This is a genomic window from Paenibacillus sp. JL3B1040 (assembly GCF_057063165.1).
Genome location: NZ_CM169317.1, coordinates 3,017,951 through 3,036,221 on the forward strand (window position 1 = coordinate 3,017,951; position 18,271 = coordinate 3,036,221).

Below are 18,271 nucleotides of genomic sequence, written 5' to 3' on the forward strand. Positions count from 1 at the left end.
GCGAGTTCAAGGTATAATGGATTGACAATCGGATTTGAGGCGGTGCGTGTCTTGAGAGATCTTTTATACGACAACGATGAGGGAACTTTCTCGGTATCCCACCGGAAGGCATTGAGCATTCATATGCCGAGCAGCCATTTTCACAGTACGTACGAGATCTATTATTTGCTGGCCGGCAAACGGGAGATTTTTATTAAAGACCGGACCCTCGTGATTGAAGCGGGGGATATCGTCATTATCCCTCCGAATATTCTGCATCGGACCACCAATGCGAAAATTCCCGAACACGAGCGGCTGATCGTAAACATTCATGAAAAAGAAATGCTTCCGGCGAAAAACGCATCTCCGAACATCCTGCAGCCGTTGTTCGAGAAGGAATATCTCCTCATCCGAAGTGCCCAACTGGATCCAGGATCCACCCGGACGCTGGCGCAGCAAATCATACGGGAGATGCGCGAGGCCAAACCCGGCTTCGTGATGTACGCGCTCACTTTAACGCTGCAGTTGCTCATCATTTGCTGCCGACAGGTGAAGCAAAACAGCCCGGAGCCGCCGTTCCCAAGTCCGATGCATGAACGGATATCGGAGATCGTTCGTTACATTAACGACCATTATGCCGAGAAGTTGTCGCTTCATTTGCTGGCGGAGAAGTTTTACGTGAGTCCCTATTATTTAAGCCGCTGTTTTAAAGAAGCGACGGGGTTTACCTTTGTGGAATATTTGAACAGCATTCGGGTCAAGGAAGCCAAGAAACTCTTGGTCCACTCCTCCCTGAAGGTCAACCTGATCGCCAAAAAGGTAGGCTTCGGCAGCGTCACGCATTTTGGCAGAGTGTTCAAGCAAGTCACCGGGCATAATCCGTTGTTTTATAAAATGGATCCATGATAGAGCAACAAACACCCCCGCCCTATCGTCCATAGGATGGAGGTGTTTATGTTGAAACAACTAGGATTTATTCTCTTGTTCGCCCTCTTGCTTGGATGCCAAGCTTCCGAACCGGGCCCTGACGTCAATTCGGCGAAGACGGAACCAACTCCGGTCGCTCAAACGCAAACGTCAAGCAGCCAAGACGACTTTTTCTCCGTGCGGCTTGCAGCTCCTGAACAAGTGAAGGTCAACACGATTTTCTCCATGGAAGCGGAATTGAAAAACACGGCGGATCAAACGTTCGAAATCATAACGGGAGAGCCGGTCTTTTACTATGTCATACAAGACAGCGACGGAAATGCCGACCCCATCGTAAGAACCGACATTGGCGTCATACGCCCTATTGATTCGGACGACGTCATCCAGGAGAAACATCCGTATCGCTTTAAGACCCCGGGCGTCTATGAAGTCTCCGCCGTTGCTGAATTCACGCTGCAAGGGGCAGACGACAATCCCCAAGTCTATAAATTGGAGACCGATCGGAAGAGGATCGAAGTGATCGAGTAGGTTTTGACACTTTGCGCTTCCCAAATGGGGATTGGGCTATCAACCCATTCGATCGGGCCAAGGTATCGGTGATCTTCCCCCGCAACGCAGGCCCGGTGGAATAGAGGGCGCCGAAGGCGAGCACAGTCTAGCCAACCTGAAGCTGCGCAGAGTTCAACGTCCGAACAAGGCCAACCTGCGCCGTTTCCTATTTACGCTAACGCTTACCAGAACGCTTATTTGGGCAAAAAAAGGAGAGTTTCATTTCTAACGCTGACCACAGCGCTTATAGGGCCAAAAACACCGCTTTTCTGGGGAGAAGCCGGGAAATAAGCTCTCCTGCAAGCGTTACAACTTTCAAGTCCCCGTTTCGGCTCAAATAGCGTTGTTGACAAGCGTTAGATAGGGAGCGTCAACAAGAAGTTTGTGCAGTAGATGTGTCCATCAGCGAAACGGAAGTGGGGAAAGAGGCCTCCCCTCCCACCAAACCAGCCACCATAGTCGATAACATCTAATATAGATAGGTTCCTCTGCTGCGTCCATATTCGTCAAACTGTTCAGGCCATCCTTAATCGCATCTTGCGCCAAATCCTGGTCATGAGCATAGTAGATCGTGCCCCAATTTACGCTGTATTTTTTTGGAGAGGCCGTTTTTGCCAATTCCGGATGTCTTCCATGTCGTTTTTCCTCTCATTGCTTACGGCTTCCAGGATCGTGTCTTTCAGAAACTCTTTCGATTTCTGCTCCTCGGCGGCATGCGCAACCTTTCTATTTATTATAAATCACCGGAGTTTTGAATTCCCAACACTTCCACAGCTTATCATCCGTCGCCAGTTCAGCCATCAAATGACTTACATTGATTCTGCTTGTTTTTCCCGCATTGAATATGGGGCTTCTTACCGGAGATTCACAAACTTCATATGGACTCTCTTCCTCATGATTGACCAAGGTATCCGGCCGTACGGCAATCCATCCGACATTGTCGTCTTCCTTACCTAATTTGGCAATCAAATAATTTGCTGCCTTCATATTATCTCGATGAGGAGGAAGCAAAAGCTTTAGTAAGGATAGGATGATTTTTTCTCCCATTGAATTTGTCTCTCCCGATAACGTGTTCGTGTAACCTGTTGTACTCATCAGGATGAGTTTTACCCTTTTGTCGGCCCTTTTGGGGATGGTCTCACAGATTCTTTTGATTGCATCGAATACCAAATCACGAGGTTTGCCGAACATCCCTTTGAGCGTAAGATTGTGACCCAGACAGGAGATTATGACATCACAATCACGTAGTAACTGATTCATTTCAGCCTCATTTAACTCGTTGATATTCCCCTGTACAATCTCCACTAATGGATGTTCTAGTATGTCTTTGGGAAGAACGGCACTTTTGCGAATGAGAATCCGCGTATGGATTTGCCTTTTGATAAATTGCCTGACGACTTGTTTCCCGGTAGCGCCGCTTGCTCCAAGCACTAATACTTTCATACTTCATCTCCGTTTTCATTAGATTTTATTTAAGAAGTTGTTCTCACGCCTTAACTTGATTGAATCCTCTGAGTATTAGAAGTACCGCGATAAAGTGTTTTTATGAATAGTATATTGGCTGCAAGGCATGACCGAGTAGATACTAAAGTAGGGTTCGATATAAAAAAAGGCCCAAGCCTTGCCTCTAGGCATTGCTTAAGACCGGAGTAGGTTAGATCAGTCCGAGCTCTCTGGCGCGTGCGATTGCTTCGGTTCGCCGTTTAACCTGTAATTTATCAAAAATGTTGCGATTATACCCCTTCACTGTACTTAAGGCCAGGAAAAGCCGGTCCCCTATTTGTTGATTGGAGAGGCCCTGGGCGATCAGTTGCAGAACTTCCAGTTCACGCTCGCTTAAGCTATCGATTAAAGGCTCGAAGCGGGTGGGGGGACTGTGAACAGCGAAATCATGGAGCTTCTGTTCATGATGCATGGTAGACAGTAAAAACCCGGTATAATCCGGCTGGATGCGACGGGTAGCCGCTTCCGTTAACAAATCTAGCATGGGCATACCTTCGTCTACAAAAAGACGAACGAAACCCTCATTCTCCGCTAGTGTCAAAGCATCAGTTAATCTTTGCAGCGCCCTCTCCATATCGCCTTGGATCTGAAAGGCTAAGGCTTGGAGTACAAGAAGCTTAAGCTGTTCGTTCTTCCATTGCTTTGCTTTCGCTTGGTCACACAAAGTACCCAGTATGGCCAGGGCCGCTTTTGCGTTCCCTTGGATCATATGGATTCTTGATTGCAGAACAGGCCATTCACTAGTTTCCAGATGCTTTACGGCTTCCGGAAAGCTGCCGCGATGAAGAGAAATAAGCAGTTCCATGTGTTGAACTTCGCCCATAAGATGAGTAAAGGATCGTTCTTGCACTTCATGACGAGCTTTAGTTAACAAAGCTTCCGCTGCCGAAATATCTTGTCTGGCGAGTTTTAATTTTACCGCAAATAATTCACTATCGGATAGCCTATCCGTATTCTCGATCTGCCTGGCCAACAGGATACTCTGCCCTAAATGCTGTTCGGCGGCCTCCAAATCATTCCATTCATAGAAGATTCGAGCCATGCCTAAGAATGCCTCACAAGCGGCCGGCAGTGGCGGTTCCCCAGCTAGTTCAATGACTTGTTTATAGGTTCGCACAGCCAGGTTCAACTGATTGTCGAACTCCTGGATTTGGCCTGTACCTAAAGTTGCCATAAGCGTAATAATCAGATGTCCCATTCGCTTGCTGCTCGATAAGGCTTCGGTATAAGCTCGCCTGGCGGCTGCGCGATCGCCCTGCCGCTGGTAGGCAACGCCTAACGTCCAGGTTGTCGCCGCGCGTACAGGCAGATTATTCGGATGTAAATGCTCCAGCGCGAGAAGGGATTGGGTAATAATGGTATCCGTCTCGTTCCGTACGACTCCAAGCGTGGACCGGATCGATGCTATATGCCCGATGAGATGATGATCTGCCTCCTGGGGAGCGTTGTATTTCATGGCCGCTTCGGCAGCGGATAGTTTTTGTTCGATTCCGTCTACTTGGCCGATTATCAATAAGGCGGAGGCATAAATCACCCAGAGCGACGGCCGTTCGTTAAGCGTGGACTCGTCCTGGCGCTTTAACCAATTTAGTACAGGTTGAGCGGCGCCGCGAAAATGTAAGGGCATTCCCCTTCCTTCGATTAATGTTGCGGCCCGATCCACATCTTGAGCCGCCGCAGCGTGCTGAAAAGCTTCGATCTCAAGGTCATTCTCTTCAAACCACTGGCTTGCCCTGGTATGCAGAACGGCGATCTCCTCGGCCTTATCCTTGTTGGCATGATACAAACGCTGACGCAACAAATCGGCAAAAAGATGGTGGTAACGGTACCAATGACGCTCGCTATCCAACGGGATGATGAAGAGGTTGGAACGCTCCAGATACGCCAGGATTTCATCTCCTCCCATACCCTTCGGTAGAACGGCATCACAGAGGGGGCCGCAAATTCGATCAAGAATGGAGGTATGCAGCAAAAAGGTCTGAACCTTTTCGGACTGCCGCATAAGGACTTCCTCCATTAAATAGTCCAACACAAAACGGTGACTGCCGGTAAAGGACGAGATAAATTGAGCCGTATTCGAACGGTCCTGCATAGAGATCGCGGCTAATTGCAACCCGGCGATCCACCCTTCTGTGCGTGCCTCCAGGTATAATATCTCTGCAGACGATAGGTTAAGCCCCATGATTTGGTTAAAAAATAACCCCGCTTCATGCCGGGTGAAACGAAGGTCGTTTCCGCGCAGTTCAGTCAATTGGTTCCTTGCCCGTAATCTGGCGATCGGCAGCTGCGGCTCTTCGCGCGTGATGAGGATCAAATGCATCTGTAAAGGTTGATGATCGATCAGAAAAGACAGCGCATCATGTACAATTTGAGATTCAATGACGTGATAGTCATCAAGCACGAGAATAAATGGATCCGAACCGGAGGATATCTCATTGACTAAAGCCGTAAGGATGTATGGGATCGGCAGCGGTTGCGGAGCTTGCAGCGCTTTCCATGCACCTTGGTCGTTAACGTCAACGATGTTCTTTATGGCAGCGATAAGATGAAGGAGAAATCGCCCAGGATCATTATCACCTTCATCCAGCGACAACCAAGCGGCCCGACGTCTACAGTCAGCCAACCACTCGCTGACCAACGTGGTTTTCCCATAGCCCGCAGAAGCGGAGATTAGCGTTAGTTTTCCTTGCAGCCCCTCGTACAAGCGTTCAAACAAATGTGAGCGTTGAACCACCTTCGTTCGCGCCGGAGGAATATGCAACTTTGTGGTTAATATTGGGATGTTCATTTTTTTCACTTCCTCTTGGCTATCGCTGATGTACTCCTTCGAGACTATTACAGTTTGTATGCTTTTGGGAATTGAACATGATTTTTTCTCCCATATGCCTTCGATCTACTTTCAATTGATTTCAACTCTATGTTTGTTATAGTAAAATAAAAGTATCATAAAAAGGATTTGAGGTGTTTTTTATGAAATGGCCTAAGGTTAGAAAACAGTTTCCTGATCGTTGGGTATTATTTGAAGCCATCTCCGCAAAATCCACCAATCAACAGCGGCAAGTTGAGGAACTGGCCGTTATTTCTGATTTTGATGATACGAATTGTGCCTGGCAAGCTTACAAAGAACACCACCTTGCTGATCCCAGTCGGGAATATTACATTTACCACACCTCACATGAGCATCTTGAGATTATTGAGCAACCCTTTACTGGAGTACGTGGCTTACAATGAAGATTGTGATGAAAAATGGTCTACCGCTTGTTTCCGTTAAATTAGGCTATAAATCTAGCACGATTACTCTAGAAAACGTTCTCCTCGACACGGGCTGTGCAATTTCGGTCTTTGATACTGACATCGTTTCTTCGATCGGTCTCATGATTAACACCGAAATTGGCAGAGCTGTCCGAATGTATGGGATTGGCGGCAAAAGTGAACTAGCATTTCAACAAACAGTAGACGAAATCTCAATCGATTCAAACCATCTATCAAATTATACTTTACAATTAGCAATGACAAAAATCCCTTACGGTTTTGATGCAATACTCGGGGTTGATTATTTCACAAGAAGTCAAGCGGTTATCGACTTCAAAAACTTTGTGATGCACTAAAAACAAAATCACTCCAAAAAAAACCGCATTCCACAAACGGGAAACCAGCACAACTACTAATTCGCCCGCCGATTCACTCCTATTGTGCCTTTATATTGTTGATTTGCATGTCCTTTTTATAATGCGGTTCATGGGCTTATGTGTTGGGGGACGGCCTTTCAAAACATGATATAATTTCTATAAATGAAACACTGAGAAATGGAGTGATTTTATGCTGTGGCAGGAAGTTCGTACGGTTTATCCCGATCAATATGTACTGCTCGAAATTCTCGACTCTCATACCGTAGACAACATACAGTTCGTTAACGAGGTAGCTCTGGTTCGAGCCATTCAAGACCCCTCCGAAGCGACCAAAGAGCTCCTAAAATGCAAAGATAATAACATCGTTTACCACACCGGCCAAGAAAAAATTGCGATCGAGCTAAGAAAACCTCCATTCTATAGGAGCCGATAACATGAAACACTTCGAGGTTACTAAAAATCTTCTGGTCTTAATAGAATTTCACTTGTAGCCTCTTGCTCAAGACGAATTCTATTTTGCAACATATAGTGTAATACCAGTTTCCAATCCTTATATCGAAGATCTTCCAGCGCCACGGCAATTTGATCTGAATAGGCGTCTGTTATTGTCGCAGCCTGCTGCTCATACTTACGTAATGTCATAGTATCCATCCATAACGGTTTAAGATTAGGTAGTAGCTTATTCTTTATAAACTCAAATATTCGGATTCCGCCTAAATCAATATCACCCCAGTGCAAAATTGGAACGGTGTCACCCGTCCTTTCCATTAACGTGGAAAGCAATTTTAAAAATTGTTGCAAACTACGATGTGGAAAACCCCCTGTATAAATGACTAATTCCTGAGTAGCATAACGCTCGCGCTGTTCAATCCATTGATGGTAGCTTGTCAAGTTCTCAATTGTTATGATACGTCGTACTTCGGTTGTTATATCTGTCATAAGTTCTATAGTTCGATGGGACAAACCTACTCCTCCAAACAACCCTTCGGTTGAGTTCCATCCCCCGTTTGTCTTGAATTGAAGCGGACCACAAAAGTAGACATATTGCGGGTTTCGAGTCAGCCCGATAAGATCCAGCCACTCTTCGTCCGTTTCCATCTGTTCCCCGGAAGCCTGCTTTACCACAGATATTAACTTCTTTAATACACTCCCCTCCAAATGCTTTGAGTCATGAAATAAATGCTGACTAAACAATCGGATTGAAGCAACCTTTTCTCCTAACGTAGGCAAGTGATTCAGAACCCGTACAAGATCTTCATATTCAGATGGACTATCAATATCCAAATAAACAGTCTTTCCCTGTTGCAAGCTTGTCAGTGCCTGTACCGTCCAGTTCGCTATCCAGTCCCACGGATGATTTGCAAGCGGAGCTAGTATCTCATAAAGGCGATTCAATTTCTTACGAAGCGGCATTCTCCCAGAAAGTAAATAGGCCTCATCAATCATCTCCCAGTTTAAATAAATACGTTCTACTTCCTTCATTTCTCGAAACTTGGCCCAATGTAATGATAGAATTTTTCTATCCTCCAGATTAATCAGGACTTCATTCATCCATTGCCGTTTCACAAAGTCCATTTCATCCGTATAGTCCGAATGAAAAGAACTTTTGGACATCACAACCTGTGGCCGTTGTTTGCCGGGCTTTCCGCTTTGAAAAGATTGACTTTGTTCATATTTACTCAGTAATGCGTTTAACAGTTCCCGGGAAAAGTGTTTTTTAAAGTCTTTTTCTCCCAAGTCCGAAGTCATTCCTGTCACTTGAAAACGCCCCAATCAAAATCATGCTATTTTATTTAAAATAATGTAAGTTCATTATCGTCTATAGCCTGTTCGTCAGCTTCATCCGCTGCTCCGTACATACTTTGGTCATCCCAGCGGTCAATCATATCTACGTAGCATTGATAGTTGAACTTGGTGACAAACAAGGTAGTCGATACTTCAGGCGCCATATGCTGCATTTTCTCATCTGGGACGGCAGCAATCAATTGAAGTCCTAATTGTTTGATTAACCTAAGACTTGATTGAATGCGCTGCTCGTCCATCTTGTTAAAAGCTTCATCAAAAACAACCAGCCGCGATGTTTTGTTACTGGAGTACAAGTAATGAAATGAAGCTAAGATTGCAATATAAAACGGTGTTTGCGTCTCACCACCAGACTTCTCTTTCAGCACTTGTGAAAATTTGGATTTTGCACCGTTGCCTGAGGTAATAACAATATCAAAATCCAGATACTGCCGATAATCTGTAAATTCATCAAGTTCCCCTACCTCACCCCGTACCAGCTTTTCAAACAACTCATGAAGGTTTGCAGTGCGTTCATTATCAGGGAGCTCAAACAAAGATCCTTTTTCCATAAGCATAGGATCCATAATGGCATCGTAAAATTTTTTGTATCGTTCATTTGCTCTTACTTCAAAATGATATCGGTCGTCAGAAAAGGGAAAATGACGCAGGGCATAGTTAAGCTGATCGAACTCACGACGTGCCATTTCAATGGCTTCACGTAATTTAAAAATAAAATGTGATTTGAACTCTTCCTCCGAATCAGCCAGAGCCGCCTCCACTTTCGCTTGATATTCTGGAATGTTCAGGTGCTCAATTGTCTCATACATTTGATCATAGGCTGTATTATCTTCATCCTGGAAATCAGCATTGCTGGCATGGTCAACATTATAACGCGTACGCAGTTTAACTACCGATTTGAATTGTTCATCTCGTTGTGTCTGTGTGCTCCTCCAACTAATTGAATAATTATGTAACTTTTGCGCGGTTGGTATTGTTGTGGTTTGTTTTAAATAATCTTCATACCTTTGCAATGCCCGCTGCTCATTTTCCATTCCCCAATCATTTACCCATTGGTGACAGTTTTCCTCTGCCTCTCTGATCTTGTTTTCTTGTAGATGAACGGCCGCAGTATATTGCTTGCACTCTACTTCTAACTTTCCATGTTTCTCTTGATAATCTCCCAGTTGCGATAGCCAATTACTCTCCTGCTCGTTCCAGTATTCGTACTCGCTTTTCAGGCGTTCGGATTCTGTCAGATCGAGCGTTCTTAATCTTTCCTGATCTTGGTCAAGTTCAAGCGCTAGCTCCTCGAATTTTCGCATAAGACCTGTATTCTCCGATAAACGAGTATACTGAGACTCTTTTTCCTTTGTACTCCGAATTCTCATCTGAAATTCGTTATATAAGTGTTGGTGCTTAGCATGCGCTTCTTGAAGCTGTGACAGCTCGGTTCGCCGAATTTCCAGTTGTCGAACGATAGCCTTCGCTCCCATATACGGAACTTCATATTGCCTCTTGGCCATTTGTATGGCTACATAATTGCTATAAACCATACAACTTTTGGTTACTGCGGTACGATGATGCCGGAGTTCTTGCTCATTTGCCGCTTTCATCACCCTTCCAAGCAAATGTTCAATATGAGCTCGGATAACAGGATGACTGGCCTCAACCTCAAAGGCTAATGATCCCTTTTCGGAAGTGCCAAGAAATCGCTTCTCTTTTTCCGTATCGACTAGACCTACTCCCTCTAATTTATATTTCCATTTGTCCCGCTCATAAATATGTAGAGCCTCTGAAACATATTGAGGTTCGACCAGAATGTCAAACCGCTGGGTATTCAAGTAGCCTTCAATGGCATTCCGCCACTCTTCATCAATTAACTCCGCTTCCTCACAAAAAATCCAAACTGTCGAGCGACCTTTTAATCTGTCCTCTAACAATGCTTTCAAATGACGTACTGGCTCCGAATAGCTGAATCGTCTCTGTTCCAGTTCGCGAATAACCCGCTCCAATTCCCGGATTTGTACTTCATCGGTTTTAAGTTGTTCCTGCAAACGGGACTCGCCGACTATGAGTCGTTGATGGAAGATTGACAATGCGTTTCCTATCGTCTTCAAACATAACTGCCACTCCTCTTCCTCATACACTTCCAATTTCGTAGACCGGACAATTTCCAACAATAGTTGTAACGTCTCCTGATGCTCTTTTATTGTCCCTCTTTCTTGATCGGCCAATGTCCAATATTCATTGTCGGACCAATCAGTAAGTTGGCTCACAAGCTCAAGCTCTTGCTCCAACTGATATTCATACGTTTGCTTGAGTCTTCTAAATTCCTCAAGCTTTTCTTCTCCTTCCTTCACCTTCAGTTCAAGTACTTGTTTTTCTTTTTCAGCCGCATTGTCTTGCCAACGCCGATAAGCTGCTTTACTTTCCTCGCTTGCTTCCCGATGCTTGGTTTTAGCCAACAAAATACTTTCTTTTGTCAAGGCCAATTGCTGCCGAGAATATGCTAGATCTCGTTCCCTTTCTTCCTTGTACTCACGTTCTATTTCTAATTTTAAACGCCGAATAACATAATCCTGTTCCTTCGCCGTTTCCCGATATCTCACATATACTCGATAGCTCTCTTGAATGGCCTGCAGTTGTACTTTTCGTTCCTGAAGACGTTCCAATTCCAGCTTGTATCGTTCATGAAGCTCGAAATTGTGTTTTAACAAATCTAATTGCAACTCCCGGCGATCTAAAATGTAGTCATAAACAAAGCTGCGAATATCTGAAATTGGTTTAAACGATAGTGCCTTAGTAAATACTTTAAAGAAACGTTCAGGCATTCCTCCGGTCCTTGCAAGTAGCGCCTTTACATAATTAGACTTATTTCTTTCAAACAGCGCTTTATTGCGAGTCCCTCTTTTACCGATCGCCCCGGTAATACCGCCATAACGCCGTCGAAACTCTTCCCGATTCAACAATTCTTCACGGGAATTTACAAAATCAAGTTGTTCCAACTTGGTTTCTGCCAAAATAAAGTATTCTTCATCATAAGTACTGTCCCGGTACACATCTACAACAATCCCGATAATAAAAGATTCTTGCTTTTTTTCATCTAGAAATTCGGAGACGATGTAAGTTGTAAAATCACCATCACGAAGAAAAGAACGGTCATCGTTTCCAATTTTACCTTTTAGATAATTAATATAACTCCGTTTTGCCTCATCTGTAGCTGCATTGAAACGAATTAGCCGCTGATCTGCCACAAACAAAACTTGAAGTGCGTCAATAATCGTGGATTTCCCGGCACCGTTTTGGCCGGTGATAAGTGTCTGTTTTCCAAACTCCATGGTCACATCTGTGAAATAATGCCAATTAATCAATCGCAATCGTTTCATCCACTTCATCTAACATCCCCCCTTTCTTTTCAGGCTCGTATCTTGAAAGACGCTCAGCTAAATACTTCATTTCATCCGTCTGGATCACGTACATCCAAGTATGAAATAACTTAAAGCGTGCATCATCCGACCGTTGGTCTACATCAAGCGATTCAATCAGCTGAAATTGGACACACAATCGTACTAACCGATCCAATACAGTAGGCTTAACCCATTCCATACGAAAAGTCTCATATTTGCTTCGAATTTCGTACAACGTTACCATCGGGTAATCGGCCAGCGTCAAGCCCTGTCTTTTCTCTTCATACAAAATACGAAGGATTAGCAGCCAAATAGTATGATCACGATCAAGTCTTTTCCGTAAACGGCTGTCCTGGATATGCAAGTAAACACATTCGTGTCGTTCATCGACCGTTAATTCCCAACCTAAAAATTGAAAATAAGAAGATAAGCCGGAACGATTCCGCCGGATGACTGCATACACCTCTCGCTCCTTTTCCTTAACAAGCATATTTCCTTCCAACAATCTGTTTATTGCTTCCCGTACTTTTTCACGTTCCGAATCACCCAAGTCTTCAAACATCACTTCAACTGCCCCCTCTCCGTTTAATGGTATGGTTATCGAACCGGTAATTTCCGATAATAAGCAATTGCCGCTCAGTCCGGCGTTGAATGCGAAATGCAGAACCGCCATCACTTCCGTATAAATAAACATAGGCAAGCAATATAAATTCTTCTGCAGTTTGAGGGGCAAGTTCAGCTAACTCCATTTCAGCCCGACCATTCAACTTTTGCAGCACATAATCATTAACCTTCTTCCGGGTAACGGCCTTGCGCATTTTCTCAGCACTTTTTTCTTTCATTTCCTGCCTTATATGCTCAGGTATTTCAATGACAATGTGAGCTTCCGGCTGATGCGGCGCTCTTTTCCGCCTTGGCGGCAACAGCGATTGCTCAGAAAGCGACCTTACTTGACGGATTGCAAAAATCCGATCCTCTTCATCGGAAGGAGGCGACTTGCCAAGCAGTTCTATCAGCTTAGCGATTTGTTGTTCTGTTCCTTCATTTTGTTGGCTTAAATAACGCGCCCGTTCAAATGAAGACCGTAAGTACTGGTTATGACGAACATCAATTTGATAAAATAATTCGTCAAGCCCAAGAAATGTTTCCTCAATAAAAAATAATGCCTGACGAACTGCACGTTCAGCCTCCTCGACAGCGGCGTATAGCCCACTTTTCACTCCATCAAGAGCCGCTTCTTCCAATAACGTTGAATCCAGCAGCCATTGCTGCACAGTATTTAGAATTTGCATGCGGTACCGGGCCACGTGATCCGACGTTTTAAGACGGTGATAGCTCTTATCTATAATTTGAGATTTGTATTGTTCAAAGTGATGATCCAATACATCTTGTATGGAAGTCTTTAAGACTACCTGTTCCATATGAGCCTTCATATTGTTATACAAAGCAATAAGTTCCTGTCTGAATTGTGCACAGACATCTGCAGCACCAAGCACTGCCGAACAAGGTTGTAACTTGGCCGCCTCACCGGTGAGCGATTGATAAATAAGAAATGCAAACCGTTGATACTCAACTGTTTTTGCTTCGCACAATTCTTTAAAAAGTCCAATAAGCTTACTTGAGTAATGGGGCAAAACCAAATAGCGATCAAATTGGCTTCGAGTTTCTACACTTACCCAACGCATTTTTTCCAAACGTCTGAGAATAGCATTGGCCTTTATCCGCGCGGCCTCCTCCAATGAGACTTGCACCGTTTGATGCTGGACCGGTTGCTCTTCGTCTTCGTCCAGATCATTGATAGAGCCGCCTAATTCTTCGTGTGTCTCCAGCAGTTCCTGTATTAGGTCCCTCATTACCTCATAGCGGATACCAAATCGCTCAGCTTGAACGTTCTCATAGAGAAGCAATAAAATCTCTGCATAAAGCTGTTTATTTGATCCAGTCAGCAGCAAAAAAAGTCCATCAGGGATTACATCAAACAATTTCATACCATTCAGCTCATTCCTTCGAGATGATAACAGAAATTTACGGCAGTACTTCAAGGCATTATGGCATGTAAGAATGGGGATTATTTTCTTTAAAACTTTAATTCGTGGTACCTGAACTGCCCAAATCAAGTGTCTTATGATATATTTCTACATTTTTTCCAATTTACCTGCTTAACTCGACAATGTTCTAGTGCTTAAAACCTATTAATCGGTTCGAACAGCACTATATTAGCAATTTGTTTTCTGAGTATTTTTTAATAATCCAATATTTGATAACCGAGGGGTGTAAGTACCGATATGCAAAAACTTTGTTATAAGAAGTTTCTGCCTTCAATAAACAACGAAAAAAACGTGTGCTTCAAATAAAATTGCTATTGATTATCAGTACTATATTCAGTACTATATAAATAGTCGAAAGGAGGGGAAAAATGAGTGGGGTTGGAAAAATCATTGATAAAATGACTACCTGCCCTAACGGTATAAGATTTTCTGAAATACATAAGGTACTCGATGATCACGGCTATTCACTTGTTAGAACTAATGGCTCTCATAACCATTTTAGAAATAAAGCCGGTGATGTAATTACCATAAGGAAATCCAATCCGTTGAAGGCCGTGTATGTCAAGGATGTGTTAAGTCGGTTGGGGAGCTAACTCCCCTTCCTTCCTCAACCACTAACACACCCAATGATGAGTGATACCCTGCTACAATTATTATGGATAAAGAAAGGTTAAATTATTTCATGAATTTGGACTACACCATGATCGTAAAAAAGATGCGTGACGAATCTGGGGATTACTACTTTGGTTATTTCTTAGAACTTGAAGGATGTCAATCGGATGGGGAGAGTTATGAAGAACTTTTAAAAAACTTAGAGGAGGCTAAACAAGGCTGGTTAGAATCAAAGTTAGAGTATGGTGATTCAATTCCTGAACCATTTAATGAATTCAGCGGTAAAATTAATATTAGAATGCCAAAATCACTACACCAGAAATTAACTATCGAAGCGAAAATTGAAGGAATTTCTCTAAATCAATATATGTTATATAAATTAAGTAAATAAAATGAATGTATTTTTCCAAAATAGCTATTCAGGCAACATCTATATACAAAGACTTAGTTTTAAAAATAAAATGAATCAAAAAAATATTTGTAAATTTAATAAACTATAGTCTACATAAAGATAAAAATTATATGATCAAAATAACAGATTCAACAGCTTTATAAATATCTATATTTATTTTTATTAAAAATGTATCCATCAATGATAGGGACTGTCCCGATAGCGTGAGATAAATTAAAACACCTTCAAGAAAATCACGCCATTTCATGAGATGTGGAGATAACCTTGAAGGTGTTTTCTCTTTGGCAACTGGGTAGAGCTACATTCACGAAAACAGAAGCTTTAATAGCTCTTATCCTGTCCAGGGCAAATGGCTCCCTCATTAGATAATGCTATCAAACATGTTCTTACCGAAGATTCAGTTTAACATTCCCATACACACGAACCCGAGAGGCTTAAGGGGCCAAAGACTTAGCCTCGCAGGGTTGATCGTCTGACGTAACTTCATGGCTACATAACTTCAAGCGATCTCAGGCCCAACATCCCACCTCGTGAATCCGTTGTTAATTCTCGAATAGAATATTGAGCTCTGTTCTTCTTAAATCTAATTAGTAATTATAGACAATTTCGTATAACAATTGATTAACCTCTGACAAGTGATCACCTCAATCAAAAAAATCTGTTCCCAAATTTCACATAACGCTGTTGTATTCACCAAACAACCCAGCCCAAGATAGCTCTTTCCTTAGGCTGGGTCGATTATTGTTTGAGCTTCTTCCATATTATGCATCTGACAACCAAAGGGTGATAGCCCTGAAGCGTGAATACGATGTTAAAAAATGATGGGGATGCCTCCATAGATACTTAAGAAGATGCTTTTCTTTGATTCTCAAATCCTTCGTACTTAGGTTTAAACTTTAACTGTAGAAATGCCTCTGCCAAACTTAGAACAAATATCCCTAAACTAGAATCAAAAACGAAATCGATTCTCCTGGTATTATTCTTTATCCAATCCCCTACGTTATCTTTATTAATTCCATCATTTAAATCTCCATCCATCAAAACTGATTTAGATAAATTACTCTGTGAACTTGAAGGAATATAATGTTGGCTTCTAAATCTTGCATCACTTTTGGGTCCTGCTTTGCCAATCTTCAGAAAATAATCCTGATAAATAAATGAGTATATTCCCATTTTACCTTGGGGTAATCCAGAAGGTTTATGTGGCATACCTCTATCAATAATTTCAATTTGTTGATCTTGTATCTTTTCACCAGCCAGTCTAATAACATTTATAGTATCTTGTTTAAGCTCTAACAAATTGAACATGAATATAGTAATCCTCCTAGTTACTACTTAGGTGCTGTTAGAAACTGAATTGACCTTGAAGTGCAGAAATCAGGGAGTTTAAGATGGGGAGTTGTTTTTTGCGAAACGTGGAGATGACGCCGCGGATGCGAGCGAATTGCTCCGCACCTTGCGAAGTGCGGAATCCACCAGATATCTTCGTTTTGACTTTCACCATACGGATATCTCGCTCCGCTTGGTTGTTGTCAAAAGGAATTCGGGCATCACAAAAAAAGGCGAGTACGGCGTCTTTGTACGCCAGAAACCTCCCACCTAGATTGGCTGCTTTGCTCTTGGATTTTCTTCCGCGAGGTCCCGTTTTCTCGGGCACGGCATCTTTCGCCCATTCTTCACGACCTCGCTGCAGAATATCATCATAACGGGATCCGAATGCTTGGACCACCGCATCAGATAGAGGCTGTTGAAGGCTGCGAGCTATGCGTGCAGCTTTCCAACTCTCTTGCAACAGCGTCGTCATATCGGTTGCCCATTGATGGTTATCGTACTGGGCAATTTCTTTACAATCCCGCAGCAGGTGCGCATTGCAAAGCACATGACGGAAAGCATACTGGTCTTTAAAGTAAGAGGCGTAGCAGTCATGAACGAGATTCCCCTTATAGTGGGGTAATACATTCATGGCATCCATTCCTTTGCTTCCGCGGCTAGGATGGGCGAACAAGAGTGTCCACTCTTGGTTACACACGGTATGCATCCAGTACCCTTTTCCGTTGACGCGAAATCCCGTTTCATCGGCGTGTACCACGGGGCTGGCTAACAGCTGCTCGCGAATGGTTCGCTCTAGCGGCTGAAGACGACTTGTCATCTCTTCCAGTTGAGCAAGTAAGGTGGCCTCGCTCGGGCGGTATCCCGTGAGATCGGCATAGAGCTGTCCAATACGCTCAAGCGGCAACAATTGATAGGCATGAAGATAAGCCGTCCATGCTGCCATTTCTCTTCCGTATTGCACAGGCGCTCGAACATGAGAAGGAAAGGAAGCGGTCTGTTGGACGCAGCATTGCGGGCAACATTTCTTTTCAGCCTGATGTTCGGTGATGACCATGCGAGGGGCAGGTAAGTCAAAGACTTGTCGCTTCTCTAGCTCTTGTGCGGGTACCTGTTTCAAGGAAAAACCGCAGCTGGAACAGGTTTCAAGCGGATGAACCATGACATAATCCGGGTTCGTAACCACATGCAGCGTATGACCTTCGTGACCTTGAGGAGCGCCTTTTTTCCCTCCTGGTTGGCGTAAATTGGTTGGTTTACGGAATCCGTCACTCGAAGGCGGTTTGCTGCTGTTCTGACTATTCTGGCCGAGTTGGCGCTCCAGTTCCTGAACTCGCTTCTCCAATTGTTGAATGCGTTTGGCTTGCTTCTCTACGATTTGGGTGAGCTTCTCATTTTGATCCAGCAGCGCATGAAAGTAACTGGCAATCTCCTGATCGCCTTTACAAATAGTATTGACCTGTTGTTTCGTCAGCTTCATACGGCTCACCTCATGATTCAATGGATAATATTACATTCGACGTTTGCATGGGAATTACTGCTTGAGACAAAAAAAAATCTCCTCGCGATAGGAGGAGACCTAAGTAGTAACGAAACCCTAAATTATTTGATATAGACAAAGAAGATATTATTGAGATTAATGATAAAAAATATCCTGTATTGTGGATTAATATTGATACGAAAAAACTATTATATTCTTTCGAGGCAGTAGCAAGAGCTTTATTTTTTATGAATATGAAAATGTATTTAAGGGAAAGTGTCTCGTTATGTCTGAAATATTCAACCATCCTAGTAATCCTGATGGATCGAGATTAATTGAACGTGAACGGCGATATTGGAAGAGTGAAATTAAAGGAAGTAACCCGGACATATTTGCGTATCAATTTAGTGAAGTCGATGGGTTTAAATGCCAGACACTTGCATTAAATTTTTATGAAGGGACTAAAGTTTACGTAATATTTAATGGAATGACGAATAAAGATATGGAAGAAGCAAGGCCTAAATTCACTTCAATTATCAATTTAATTTATGGAGAATAAAACGATCAAATGACAAATTAATGAGATTTAACTCAACGTATCGATTCTATCG

At 43.2% G+C, this 18,271-nt stretch carries 15 protein-coding genes; 7 read left to right on the forward strand and 8 right to left on the reverse strand.

The genetic code is table 11. The features are described from left to right. Positions 1-51: 51 nt before the first annotated feature. On the forward strand, positions 52-885 hold the full coding sequence (locus ACZF99_RS13590) for a cupin domain-containing protein (RefSeq protein WP_483605599.1): 834 nt from the start codon (positions 52-54) through the stop codon (positions 883-885). 48 nt (positions 886-933) lie between these two features. Continuing rightward, positions 934-1,434, forward strand: coding sequence for a hypothetical protein (locus tag ACZF99_RS13595; protein WP_483605600.1), 501 nt, complete (start codon positions 934-936; stop codon positions 1,432-1,434). Between the two features lie 747 nt (positions 1,435-2,181). On the opposite strand, the gene ACZF99_RS13600 is transcribed toward ACZF99_RS13595, so the two are convergent. Then, on the reverse strand, positions 2,182-2,898 hold the full coding sequence (locus tag ACZF99_RS13600) for an NAD(P)-dependent oxidoreductase (protein ID WP_483605602.1): 717 nt from the start codon (positions 2,896-2,898) through the stop codon (positions 2,182-2,184). A 211-nt stretch (positions 2,899-3,109) separates the two neighbouring features. Then, positions 3,110-5,746 (reverse strand): winged helix-turn-helix domain-containing protein, encoded by a 2,637-nt coding sequence (locus ACZF99_RS13605; protein WP_483605603.1) that lies wholly within the window; start codon positions 5,744-5,746, stop codon positions 3,110-3,112. Positions 5,747-5,928: 182 nt separating this feature from the next. On the opposite strand from ACZF99_RS13605, the gene ACZF99_RS13610 reads away from it, so the two are divergent. Continuing rightward, positions 5,929-6,189, forward strand: a complete 261-nt coding sequence (locus ACZF99_RS13610; RefSeq protein WP_178019601.1) for a hypothetical protein — start codon at positions 5,929-5,931, stop codon at positions 6,187-6,189. Next, a complete protein-coding gene (locus ACZF99_RS13615) occupies positions 6,186-6,566 on the forward strand; it encodes a pepsin/retropepsin-like aspartic protease family protein (protein WP_483605604.1) in 381 nt (126 codons plus the stop codon). Before ACZF99_RS13610 ends, ACZF99_RS13615 begins: the two co-directional genes overlap by 4 nt. A gap of 474 nt (positions 6,567-7,040) precedes the next feature. Here ACZF99_RS13615 and ACZF99_RS13620 read toward each other — a convergent pair whose 3' ends face one another. From ACZF99_RS13620 to ACZF99_RS13635, 4 genes are read right to left on the reverse strand one after another with little or no spacing between them, the layout of a single operon-like run. Further along, the gene (locus ACZF99_RS13620) at positions 7,041-8,324 is read right to left on the reverse strand and encodes a Wadjet anti-phage system protein JetD domain-containing protein (RefSeq protein WP_483605606.1); all 1,284 of its coding nucleotides are present in this window, start codon (positions 8,322-8,324) and stop codon (positions 7,041-7,043) included. Between the two features lie 56 nt (positions 8,325-8,380). Further along, complete coding sequence (locus tag ACZF99_RS13625) at positions 8,381-11,767, reverse strand: ATP-binding protein (RefSeq protein ID WP_483605607.1); 3,387 nt, start codon at positions 11,765-11,767, stop codon at positions 8,381-8,383. Then, complete coding sequence (locus ACZF99_RS13630) at positions 11,736-12,341, reverse strand: DUF4194 domain-containing protein (RefSeq protein WP_483612711.1); 606 nt, start codon at positions 12,339-12,341, stop codon at positions 11,736-11,738. The genes ACZF99_RS13625 and ACZF99_RS13630 overlap by 32 nt, the downstream gene beginning before the upstream one ends. A gap of 4 nt (positions 12,342-12,345) precedes the next feature. Beyond that, complete coding sequence (locus ACZF99_RS13635; protein WP_483605608.1) at positions 12,346-13,767, reverse strand: Wadjet anti-phage system protein JetA family protein; 1,422 nt, start codon at positions 13,765-13,767, stop codon at positions 12,346-12,348. 458 nt (positions 13,768-14,225) lie between these two features. Here ACZF99_RS13635 and ACZF99_RS13640 point away from each other — a divergent pair, with 458 nt between their 5' ends. Both ACZF99_RS13640 and ACZF99_RS13645 read left to right on the forward strand, forming a co-directional pair. Continuing rightward, on the forward strand, positions 14,226-14,420 hold the full coding sequence (locus ACZF99_RS13640) for a type II toxin-antitoxin system HicA family toxin (RefSeq protein WP_483612713.1): 195 nt from the start codon (positions 14,226-14,228) through the stop codon (positions 14,418-14,420). Positions 14,421-14,482: 62 nt separating this feature from the next. After that, positions 14,483-14,830, forward strand: coding sequence for a toxin-antitoxin system HicB family antitoxin (locus ACZF99_RS13645; protein ID WP_483605610.1), 348 nt, complete (start codon positions 14,483-14,485; stop codon positions 14,828-14,830). 864 nt (positions 14,831-15,694) lie between these two features. Here ACZF99_RS13645 and ACZF99_RS13650 read toward each other — a convergent pair. Both ACZF99_RS13650 and tnpC read right to left on the reverse strand, forming a co-directional pair. Continuing rightward, the gene (locus ACZF99_RS13650) at positions 15,695-16,159 is read right to left on the reverse strand and encodes a hypothetical protein (RefSeq protein ID WP_483605611.1); all 465 of its coding nucleotides are present in this window, start codon (positions 16,157-16,159) and stop codon (positions 15,695-15,697) included. Positions 16,160-16,196: 37 nt separating this feature from the next. Then, on the reverse strand, positions 16,197-17,660 hold the full coding sequence (gene tnpC / locus ACZF99_RS13655; protein ID WP_483605612.1) for an IS66 family transposase: 1,464 nt from the start codon (positions 17,658-17,660) through the stop codon (positions 16,197-16,199). 286 nt (positions 17,661-17,946) lie between these two features. Here tnpC and ACZF99_RS13660 point away from each other — a divergent pair, with 286 nt between their 5' ends. Continuing rightward, positions 17,947-18,219 (forward strand): hypothetical protein, encoded by a 273-nt coding sequence (locus ACZF99_RS13660; protein ID WP_483605613.1) that lies wholly within the window; start codon positions 17,947-17,949, stop codon positions 18,217-18,219. Positions 18,220-18,271 lie beyond the last annotated feature (52 nt).